A 9,890-nucleotide genomic window follows, 5' to 3' on the forward strand; every position below is an offset into this window, starting at 1 on the left:
CGGGCGGGTGCGCATCGGGCCGGAACCGTTTCTTCACGCGGAGCGGTTGCGCCCTTGCGCGCTGAGTATAGAGAACTATACTCAGCTTCATGACATCGAAGCTTCCGCCGCGGCTGGCCGACCACCCGACCGTGCGCGCGGTGCGTACCCGTTCGGAGGCCCCGGCCCCGGACATGATCGACGCCGACTGGCTGCGTGCGTTGTGTCTGGACGCCGGGGCCGACGACGTCGCCTTCGCTGGTGCGGACAACCCGGACCTGGCCTCTGAGCGCGAGCACGTCGAGGCCGCGCTGCCGGGGGTGCGCAGCTACATCTCACTGGTGGTGAAGATGAACCGCGACAACGTGCGCTCGTCCACCCGTAGCGTGGCCAACCAGGAGTTCCACCGTAGTGGGGAGATCATCAACGAGGCGGCCCACCGGATCACCCGGGCGTTGGAGGATGCCGGCCATCGCGCGGTGAACCCGTCGGCAACCTTCCCGATGGAGATGGACAGGTACCCCGGGCGGATCTGGGTGGTGGCGCACAAGCCCGTCGCGGTAGCCTCAGGGCTGGGAGTGATGGGAATCCATCGCAACGTGATCCACCCGAGGTTCGGCAACTTCATCCTGCTGGCCACCATCTTGGTCGGCACACCGATCAGCAGTTACGGTGAGCCGCTGGACTATTCCCCGTGCCTGGAATGCAAGCTGTGTGTGGCGGCCTGCCCGGTCGGCGCGATCGGCAAGGACGGCGAGTTCGATTTCGTCGCCTGCTCGGTGCACAACTACCGCGAGTTCATGGGTGGCTTCACCGACTGGGCGCAGACCGTCGCCGACAGTGCTGACGCCGCCGAATTCCGTTCCCGGGTAAGTGATTCAGAGAATGCGTCGATGTGGCAGAGCCTGTCCTTCAAAGCCAACTACAAGGCGGCCTACTGCCTTGCGGTGTGCCCGGCGGGGGAGGACGTCATCGAGCCCTACCTCGATGACCGCCAGGAGTTCATGGACCGGGTGCTCAAACCCCTGCGAGACAAGCGGGAGACGCTGTATGTGCTGCCGAACTCGGCGGCCAAGGCGCATGCCGAGAAGCGGTTTCCGCACAAGACCGTCAAGGTGGTGGACAGCGGAATCCGGGGTGTCTGACCGGACTTCGGAATCCCCGATTGCGACGCCGCGGGGGATGATCGGGGGCGGGTCAGCCCTGCGCGAGCAGAATGACCCGTGCGGCCTCGGTGCGCGAAGCGACACCCAGTTTGCGATACACGTGATAAAGGTGGTTCGCCACCGTCTTGCTGCTCATCTGCAGCACGTTGGCGATCTGACGATTCGTGAGGCCGTTGGAGACCTCGATCAGCACCCGCCGTTCGGTATCGGTCAGTCCGGACATTCCTGGCGGTGATTCCACGGCCGGACCCTGCGCCGACCACGCCGACGCTCCCACTCTGCGGAAACCGTACTGTGCCTTCATCCTCGTCACCTGGCGACGTTCTGGGTCCGGGGTCAATTCCGCGGCTATCTTCAAGGTCCTGGCATGGTCGAACGCGTCGACGTCTCGGTCGTAGGTCTGTAGGGCCGCGTCGGCCAATCGTAGGGCTTCATCCCGGTCGGCGTCCGCACACATCAGTGCCTGCGCACGCAATGTGGTGGCGCGGGTCCACCGGCTACAGCCTGGGGTGTCGGCAACCGCTGTGAGATGGGCGAGAACCGGGACGGCCTCATCGCGGCGTCCGGTTGCGACGAGGGCCTCGACCAGGTCGGCGTGCCAGCGAGCCAACTGCGGAGCCAGGAGACCGCCTGACTGCTCGAATGACCAGCACTCCTCAAGTGCGGCAACAGCGTCGGCGTACCGTCCGGCGCTCAGCGCCACCAGACCGGCATTGGCAAGCAGAAAGTACCTGGCGCCGAAGGTATGTAGCTCGTCGGAGATGCTGAATCCGAGCGCCAGATCATCGTCGGCGGCCCGATCGTCACCCCGGATGGCCCGCACCCGCGCCCGCAACGACAACCAGAACGGGGCGAAGGCGCGCTGCCCAGTGGCAAGACTGAGTGCGATCGCCTCGTCCAGACAGACCAGTGCCTCGTCGAATCGTGATGAGCGGACCCGAGTTTCACCCAGTGCGCCGAAGGTCATCGCCAAGCTGGTTCGCGCACCTTCACCTCGTAGTCGAGTGCTCAGTGGGGTCAGTATCTCGACAGCGGTGCTGTACCGTTCCGCGATGGACAACGCTCGGCCGAGATGCAGGCCGACGGTGGGGTCCACCTCCACCACACCGTCTAATTGCAGGTCGCCGAGCAGCTCGTCGACCAGATGATTGGCCCGCGCCTCATCGCTGGCGCAGGCGGCGTGCGCGAGCGTCAACCGTGCCGCCACCCACTCCGGCGTACTGGGCTTGCACAGTTCGACGGCCGTCTCGGCGTTCTGGACGATGTCACCGACCAGCCCCAACATGCCGAGCGGAATACCCATCCTGGCATACAGAATGCCGATGTCGTCGCGCGACGCCGCGGCCGCGCACTCGGAAAGTCGTTGCCATGCAACCGCAGGAGCACCATCGACGGCCTCCAGTGTGGCCAACGAGACCGTGGCAGCGACGTGCAGGTCACGGCAAGACGGGTCGGCCAGCACAGCCTCCAACCGATATCGCGCCGCCAACGGCTCGCCCGCTACAGCGAGTAATCCGGCCGTCTCCATGTGCAGTTGGGCGCGGCGCACCGGAGACTCGGTCAACTCGACCGCGCAGTCGAGCGCGTAGGCGGCCGCGGCGGTGGCGCCGAGCATCCGCTGCACATGCGCCGCGTCGGTGAGCGCGTCCGCAAGTTCTTCGTCGGGGCCCAACGTGCCCCGCGCCCGATGCAGCAGCCGGATGTGCTCGGGTGTCGCCGACGATGCGGCCAGCTCGAGGTTGAGGGCACGCCAACGAGACTGTGGCATCGCGCGCAGCGCGGCGGTCCGCAGCAAGGGATGTCGCAGAGTCAGCACTCCTTCGTGGAGCCGGGCCAGCCCGACGTCCTCGAGTGCCGCCACTCCGTCGACGACCAGGCCGGGGCGCAGCTCGGCGATCACCGACCAGGTTCCGCTCGCCGATACCGCGGCCAGATCCAACACCTCTCTGGCGGCGGTGCCGGCGAGTGGAAGTTGGCGAGTGAACACGGTGTGCAAGTCACCGACGAGGGGGAGCTCATCGGGCAGCCGCGCCGAACCGGCGAGCTGGTCGGAGGACAACGCATCCGGCAGGTGGGTCAGTGCGAGCGGATTACCCGCAGCGACTTCCAACAGCTTGCGTGCGACCTCGGGTGCCACCGGCCGCTCGCTGGAAGTCTCCAGCAACTCGGCCGCGGCGTCGATCGGTAACCCATCAAGTTGTTCGACGCGGAACCCTTCGGCAAAACGATGCATCGCCGGCGTGCTCCGCGCGGTGATCACCACGAGCACCCCGCTGACTGGCGACCGGCGCAGAGCAAGGCTCACCGCCGTGCGGCTGGACGGATCGGCATCGTGGATATCGTCGATCAACAATGCGGTCGGGCCGGCCTGATTCAGCGTGTCGCGCAGCACTTCCGCCGCTTGAAACACATCCGTGCCGGGCATACCGCCGACGGCCGAGATCGCCGGCGAACGCAACGCGGACACGCAGTCGGCCACCGTCGACAGCGGCAGCGACAGTTCCTCACCGCGGCAGGTGACCGTGCGTGCCTGCCGGCCGATCCGCTCGGCCAGCCAGCCGAGCACGCTGGACTTGCCGACGCCGGCGTCGCCGAGCAGCACCAACACCTGCCCGCCGCCGCCGCATGCCTGGCGCCAGGCGTCGGCCAGCACCTCCATGAGCGCGACGCGCCCGACGATACCTGCCATAAGGCAGGCAGGTTATCCGACCAAACAGCTGTGCGTACGACCTATTCGTCGCCTTCTTCCAGGATCAGTTCCCAGCGGTCTTCCTCATCGACGCCGCCCGCGGTTACCTTGACCGGACGGGTATCGCCACGCCGGTCGGCGGCGACGCACTCGAACGACTTACCGATCTCGACTACCTTCAACCCATCACCGCACGACACCGTCACCTCGAACCCGCGGTCGGCCGAGATGTTCCCGGACAGTTCCACGGCCAACGCCTGTAGGTCGTAGACGGTGTCCATCGTGCGGTAATCGACGTTGCCGTCGTCATCGGTCAGGGTGGCCTGGACTCGTACGTCCTCACCCTCGAGATCCGCCTTGCAGATGAAGGTGTCGCCCTTTTTCGGCGCTTCTGCCTGCCGAGGGCATTCCACTCCCGAAACCTGGCTGGAGATCTTTTCGTACGTCGCGTTCAACGTGTCGGCGATGGCGTTTTCGAGCTTCTCGTAGTCAGGCTGGCCGGCCGACACCGAGAACTGGCAACTCGCCAAGGCGGGGACTGCGAGCAGCAGCCCGATCGTTGCGTTCAGAGGAGGCATGCGGAAAACGCTACCCACCTGGTAGTTCCGCGGATATAGGGAAATATGCCCATGCCCGGCTTCGGTGCAAGCCGAGATGTCACCAGGCGTGCACGGTGTTCTGGGCCGGCTCCAGGCCCTGAGCGATCAGCAGCTCGGTGGCGTCGGCGGCCTGCTCGCAGATTGTCGGCACCTCGGCGCGTTCGGCGGCGGTGAAGGCCTCCAACACGAATGCCGCCGGATCCTTGCGGCCAGGCGGGCGACCCACCCCGATGCGGACTCGCTGAAAGTCCTTGCTGCCCAAGGCTGACGCGACCGACCGCAGCCCGTTGTGGCCACCTTCTCCGCCACCGACTTTGAGCCGGATCCGGCCGAAGTCGATGTCGAGTTCGTCGTGGATGACCACGATCCGGGCCGGCGGTACGGAGTAGAACTTGGCCAAAGGTCCGACCTGGCGGCCGGATTCGTTCATGTAGCAGCGAGGCTTGGCCAGTATCACCGGAGCTCCCGCGAGCCGCCCGGTAACCACCTCGGCGCCAGATTTCTTGTGCACCTTGAAGGCCGAGCCGATGCGGGCGGCCAGTACGTCGGCCACCATGAACCCGATGTTGTGCCGGGTCTTGGCATAGGCGGGCCCGGGGTTCCCCAGGCCCACCACCAGCAGCGGCTCGGCCATTCTCGGAATGTCCTACCTGATTACTCGGAAGCCTGATTACTCGGAATCTTCGACGGCTTCGGCAGCAGGCTCCTCGGCGGCGGCCTCGCCGGCCTCGCCGGCACCCTCGGACTCGAGCTCCTCGGCGCTGGGCGCCTCGACGATGTTGGCCACGAGCAGTTCGGGATCCGACACCAGCGAAACGCCGGCCGGCAGGGCGATCTGGCCGGCAGTGACCTGGGTGCCGGCCTCGGCGCCCTCGATCGACACGGTCAGGTGATCGGGGATCGACAGGGCCTCGGCCTCGATCTCGATGGCGTTGGCGTCCTGGGTGACCAGGGTGCCCGGGGCGGCGTCGCCCTCGAGAGTGACGGTGACCTCGACGTGGACCTTCTCACCACGACGCACGACGAGCAGGTCGGCGTGCTGGATGTTGCGGCGGATCGGGTGGATGTCGAGGGACTTGGTCAGGGCCAGTTGCTCCTTGCCCTCGATGTCGAGGGTCAGCACGGCGTTGGTGCCCGCGTGGCGCAGCACGGCAGCGAACTCGCGGGCATTGATCTCGAGGTGCTGGGGGTCGGTGCCGTGGCCGTAGAGCACGGTGGGCACCTTGCCGTCACGGCGGGCCTGACGCGAGGCGCCCTTGCCGGTGCGGGTACGCACGTTGGCAGTCAGCTTGTTGGGGATGTTCTTGGCGGTGGCCTTGGCCATGATGTTGCTCCTCTAATTGCGGTACTGCGGTCGGATCGTCAGCACGGCAAGGGTCGCAACACTTGTAGAAGTTCCCGCCGATAACGGTGGTCTGTGAAGGTCCACCCTCGCCGTGACGCCTGGTCAGGGTAGCAAAGAGCAGGCTGTCGGCAAAAATCGTCCAGTTCCCGCTACAGCGGGTAGGTGATCTTGGTGAGCTGCTCGGACAGCTCCCACAGCCCCTTCTGAGTCTCCACCCGCCGGGCCAGCGGGCTGCGACCGACTGGCTGGCTGGGACCGAACTGGCCGAACCGCGGACCGATGAAGCTGTCGCCGGGGACATCCTGGGAGGCCGCGAACAGCGTCTGACGGGCGCCGAATGACGCGTCGCTGGCGAACGCCCGGTTGGCGACGGCCATCATCCGGGCGCCGAACTTGTTGCCGGTCTGGCCCTGCAGGTTTGTCGCCGAGTAGCCGGGGTGGGCGGCCAGCGCACGGACCTGCGAGCCCGACGCCGTCAGCCGGCGCTGCAGTTCGGAGGTGAACATCAGATTGGCCAGCTTGGACTGGCCGTAGGCCAGCCAGGCCGAATACGGCCGCGACTTCCAGTTGAGGTCCCGCAGGCTGATCTGCCCGATCCAGTGCATCAACGACGACACCGTCACCACCCGACCGGTGATCTTGGGCAGCAGTAGGTTGGTCAGCGCGAAATGGCCGAGGTGGTTGGTGCCGATCTGGCTCTCGAAGCCGTCGACGGTCCGGCTGAGCGGCACGGCCATGATGCCGGCGTTGTTGATCAGCACGTCGACGCTCTCGACGGTGTCGGCGAACTCGTGCACCGATGCGAGGTCCTGCAGATCGAGCTTGCGGACCTCGACGGATCCGCCGGTCATGGTGGCCGCAGCGGCGGTGCCCTTGTCCAAGTTGCGGACCGCGATGGTGACCTTGGCGCCGACGCGGGCGAGTTCACGGGCGGTGACGAGCCCCAGGCCACTGTTGGCGCCGGTGACGATCACCCGACGGCCGGAGAACGAAGGCAGATCAGCGCTGGTCCATCCACTCATGCTGACCACCCTACGGTCCGGCGTCACTTCTTCGCGATGTTGAAGCCCGCGATGATCGACTCTATGTCTCGGCCCTGCGCCGCGGCCTCGTCGGCATATGTCGTCACGGTGAGCTGGACGAGATAGCGCTGCGGCGGCTGCAGCCCGTCCTCGGCGACAACGACGCGGTTGTAGCTCTGCATGCGCTTGCCGTTGAGGTCGTAGCTGCCCTCGATCATCGCCGACGGGAAGCCCTTCCAATCGGCGGTGGATGCGTTGAGCTGCTTGAAGTTCTCCGAGAGCTGGGCGTCGGCGTAGCCGTGCTCTTTGAGGGCCTTTGGCGCGTCGAAATCGCCGTGCAACTGGAAGGCGAGCATCATCGCGGTGGGGTAGGTGTCACCCTTGGCGATCATTCGGGTACCCGGCGCGAGGTTCGGATTGTTGTAGGGGTGCCACCCCGGCGGGGTCGGCATGGTCACGGACAGGTGGGGGATCTTCTCGGGTGCGACGGGTTCGCCGACCACGCCGGAGTCCTCCAGGTACTGCCACAGCGGCACCGGTTGGTCGTCCGCAGCAGTGGCCGGGGTCGTCGAACTCGTGGTCCAGATCGACTTGTAGTCAGGCGTTTCGGCGCCGCAGCCGGTGGCCAGGATCCCCGTCGCGGCGGCGATGGCAAGCAGCCGCTTCACAGAATCTCGCGCACCGAATCGATCGGGCGGGCCAGCCGGGTGCCCTTGTCGGTGACGACGAACGGGCGCTCGATCAGGATCGGGTGCTCGGCCATCGCGTCGAGCAGTTCATCGTCGGAGGCATCGGCCAAACCCAGCTCGGTGTAAAGGGTTTCACGTTTGCGTGCCGCGGTCCGCACGTCGATTCCTGCGTCGGCGATCATCTGCTTCAACTCCGCGCGGGTCGGCGGGGTCTTGAGATACTGCACGATCTCAGGCTCGATCCCGTTCTCGCGCAACAGTTCCAGCGTCTTCCGCGAGGTCGAGCATTTCGGATTGTGAAAAATCCGCGCCATTACGCGGACCCGTCGAACAGCCCGGTCACCGAACCGTTCTCGAACACCGCGCGGATGGTGCTGGCCAGCAGCGGCGCGATGGACAGCACGGTCAGCTGCGGGAACTTCTTGTCGTCGGTGATCGGCAGCGTGTTGGTGACGATCACCTCACGGGCGCCGCAGTCGGCCAGACGCTGGGCGGCCGGGTCGGACAGCACACCGTGGGTGGCCGCGATGATGACGTCTTTGGCGCCGTCCTCACGCAGCAGCTTGACCGCGCCGGCGATGGTGCCACCGGTGTCGATCATGTCGTCGGTCAGGATGCAGGTCTTGCCCTTGACGTCACCGACGACGCGGTTGGCCTTGACCTGGTTGGGGACCAGCGGGTCGCGGGTCTTGTGGATGAAGGCCAGCGGCACGCCGCCCAGGGAGTCGGCCCACTTCTCGGCGACGCGCACACGGCCCGAGTCGGGGGAGACGACGACCAGGTCGGAGTCGCCGTACTTGTCACCGATGTAGCCGCACAGCAGCGACTGGCCGCGCATGTGGTCGACCGGGCCGTCGAAGAACCCCTGGATCTGGTCGGTGTGCAGGTCGACCGAGACGATGCGGTCGGCGCCGGCGGTCTTGAGCAGATCGGCGACCAGGCGGGCCGAGATGGGCTCGCGGCCGCGGTGCTTCTTGTCTTGGCGCGCATACGGATAGAACGGCAGGATCGCGGTGATCCGCTTGGCGCTGCCACGCTTGAGCGCGTCGATCATGATGAGCTGTTCCATCAACCACTGGTTGAGCGGGGCCGGATGCGATTGCAGTACGAACGCGTCGCAGCCGCGCACGGACTCATCGAACCTGACGAAGATCTCGCCGTTGGCAAAGTCGCGGGCGGTCTGCGCCGTGACCTCGATGTCGAGTTCCTTGGCGACCTGCTCCGCCAGCTCCGGGTGCGCGCGCCCCGAGAACAGCATCAGGTTTTTTCGATTGTCGGTCCAGTCCGTGGCCACTATGGCTGCCTTCGCGGTTGGGGATCGATACGGGGCAATCGTACGTAGCGTTTCTGGTAGTTCGTAGCCGGGTTACCAGATTGCCAACACGAATCGTCGGACAGAGACCATCAGCGCCGCGATCTACAGCCACCGGGTGACCGTAAATCGCGGCACAACGGGTTATCCCCAGGCTGTCGATCCGGTACTGGTGGCTGGCGCCTCGGCCGTACGACCATGGCAGCGTGGATATCGACCACGTGCTTCGACAGCAGGCTGGGATCATCTCGCGCCGGCAGGCGCTCGATGCGGGAATGAAGCAGCACGATATCCGGAGGTTGCTCAGACGCAACGAGTGGGCGCGGGTCCACGATGGCGTGTACGTCGACCACACGGGACCGTTGAGTTGGTTGCAACGGGCCTGGGCGGCAGTGCTTTATGCGGCCCCGGCCGCACTGTGCCTCGAATCGGCCTTGTCGGACGAAGGCTCTGTGATCCATGTCGGCGTCGCCCGCAAACGGACCTCGTTGGCTGAGCCGACCGGTGTCCGTATCTACCATTTCGTGCGCCTCGAGGAGCGGGTGCTGTGGCATGTCGGGCCGCCACGTATGCGCTACGAGGAAGCTGCGCTCGAGGTTGCCTGCCGTGCGACGTCCGAATTTGACGCCATTGCGGTCCTGGCCAACGCCTGTCAGTCGCGGCGCACCACCGCTCGGCGTTTGCTCCGCACCCTCGATGCTCGTCGACGAGTGCGCCGTCGCCGCTGGATGCGGGCAATACTGCTGGATATTGCCGAAGGCACGTGCTCGGTCCTCGAACACGGGTATCTCAGTCGGGTGGAGCGGGCACACGGGTTACCCCGGGCCGATAGACAGAAGCGTTCTGCCTCGTCGATAGGTGTTTGTTACCGCGATAACGAGTATGGGCAACGGCTTGTGGTCGAACTCGACGGTCGCATGTTCCACGACTCGTTGTCGGCGCGGAACAAGGATTTCGAACGCGATCTCGATGCTGCGGTGGAGGGATTGTCGACTGTCCGGCTGTCATACCGGCAGGTATTCGACCGACCGTGTCGGACTGCCGCGAAGGTTGCCCAAGTAATGCGGCGGCACGGGATCGAGGTGGGCG

At 65.9% G+C, this 9,890-nt stretch carries 10 protein-coding genes; 2 read left to right on the forward strand and 8 right to left on the reverse strand.

Translation table 11 applies throughout. The features are described 5' to 3' along the window. Positions 1-89: 89 nt before the first annotated feature. The gene (locus tag E0T84_RS23150; protein WP_138745671.1) at positions 90-1,124 is read left to right on the forward strand and encodes a 4Fe-4S binding protein; all 1,035 of its coding nucleotides are present in this window, start codon (positions 90-92) and stop codon (positions 1,122-1,124) included. Positions 1,125-1,176: 52 nt separating this feature from the next. Here E0T84_RS23150 and E0T84_RS23155 read toward each other — a convergent pair whose 3' ends face one another. From E0T84_RS23155 to E0T84_RS23190, 8 genes are all read right to left on the reverse strand, one after another. Beyond that, a complete protein-coding gene (locus E0T84_RS23155; RefSeq protein ID WP_138745672.1) occupies positions 1,177-3,834 on the reverse strand; it encodes a helix-turn-helix transcriptional regulator in 2,658 nt (885 codons plus the stop codon). 41 nt (positions 3,835-3,875) lie between these two features. Next, complete coding sequence (locus E0T84_RS23160; RefSeq protein ID WP_171055146.1) at positions 3,876-4,412, reverse strand: DUF4333 domain-containing protein; 537 nt, start codon at positions 4,410-4,412, stop codon at positions 3,876-3,878. 79 nt (positions 4,413-4,491) lie between these two features. After that, the gene (pth, locus tag E0T84_RS23165) at positions 4,492-5,067 is read right to left on the reverse strand and encodes an aminoacyl-tRNA hydrolase (protein ID WP_138745673.1); all 576 of its coding nucleotides are present in this window, start codon (positions 5,065-5,067) and stop codon (positions 4,492-4,494) included. Positions 5,068-5,103: 36 nt separating this feature from the next. Further along, a complete protein-coding gene (locus tag E0T84_RS23170) occupies positions 5,104-5,757 on the reverse strand; it encodes a 50S ribosomal protein L25/general stress protein Ctc (protein WP_138745674.1) in 654 nt (217 codons plus the stop codon). Positions 5,758-5,927: 170 nt separating this feature from the next. After that, positions 5,928-6,800, reverse strand: coding sequence for an oxidoreductase (locus E0T84_RS23175; protein WP_070184879.1), 873 nt, complete (start codon positions 6,798-6,800; stop codon positions 5,928-5,930). A 23-nt stretch (positions 6,801-6,823) separates the two neighbouring features. After that, positions 6,824-7,468, reverse strand: coding sequence for an LpqN/LpqT family lipoprotein (locus E0T84_RS23180; RefSeq protein WP_171055147.1), 645 nt, complete (start codon positions 7,466-7,468; stop codon positions 6,824-6,826). After that, a complete protein-coding gene (gene arsC / locus E0T84_RS23185; RefSeq protein WP_070184821.1) occupies positions 7,465-7,803 on the reverse strand; it encodes an arsenate reductase (glutaredoxin) in 339 nt (112 codons plus the stop codon). Before arsC ends, E0T84_RS23180 begins: the two co-directional genes overlap by 4 nt. After that, a complete protein-coding gene (locus tag E0T84_RS23190) occupies positions 7,803-8,783 on the reverse strand; it encodes a ribose-phosphate diphosphokinase (protein WP_070184820.1) in 981 nt (326 codons plus the stop codon). Before E0T84_RS23190 ends, arsC begins: the two co-directional genes overlap by 1 nt. Before the next feature lie 224 nt (positions 8,784-9,007). Here E0T84_RS23190 and E0T84_RS23195 point away from each other — a divergent pair. After that, positions 9,008-9,890, forward strand: an 883-nt coding sequence (locus tag E0T84_RS23195) for a type IV toxin-antitoxin system AbiEi family antitoxin domain-containing protein (protein WP_138745675.1), incomplete at its 3' end; no start/stop codon positions are given.

The organism is Mycobacterium sp. DBP42 (assembly GCF_005924235.1).
Classification (GTDB): domain Bacteria; phylum Actinomycetota; class Actinomycetes; order Mycobacteriales; family Mycobacteriaceae; genus Mycobacterium; species Mycobacterium syngnathidarum.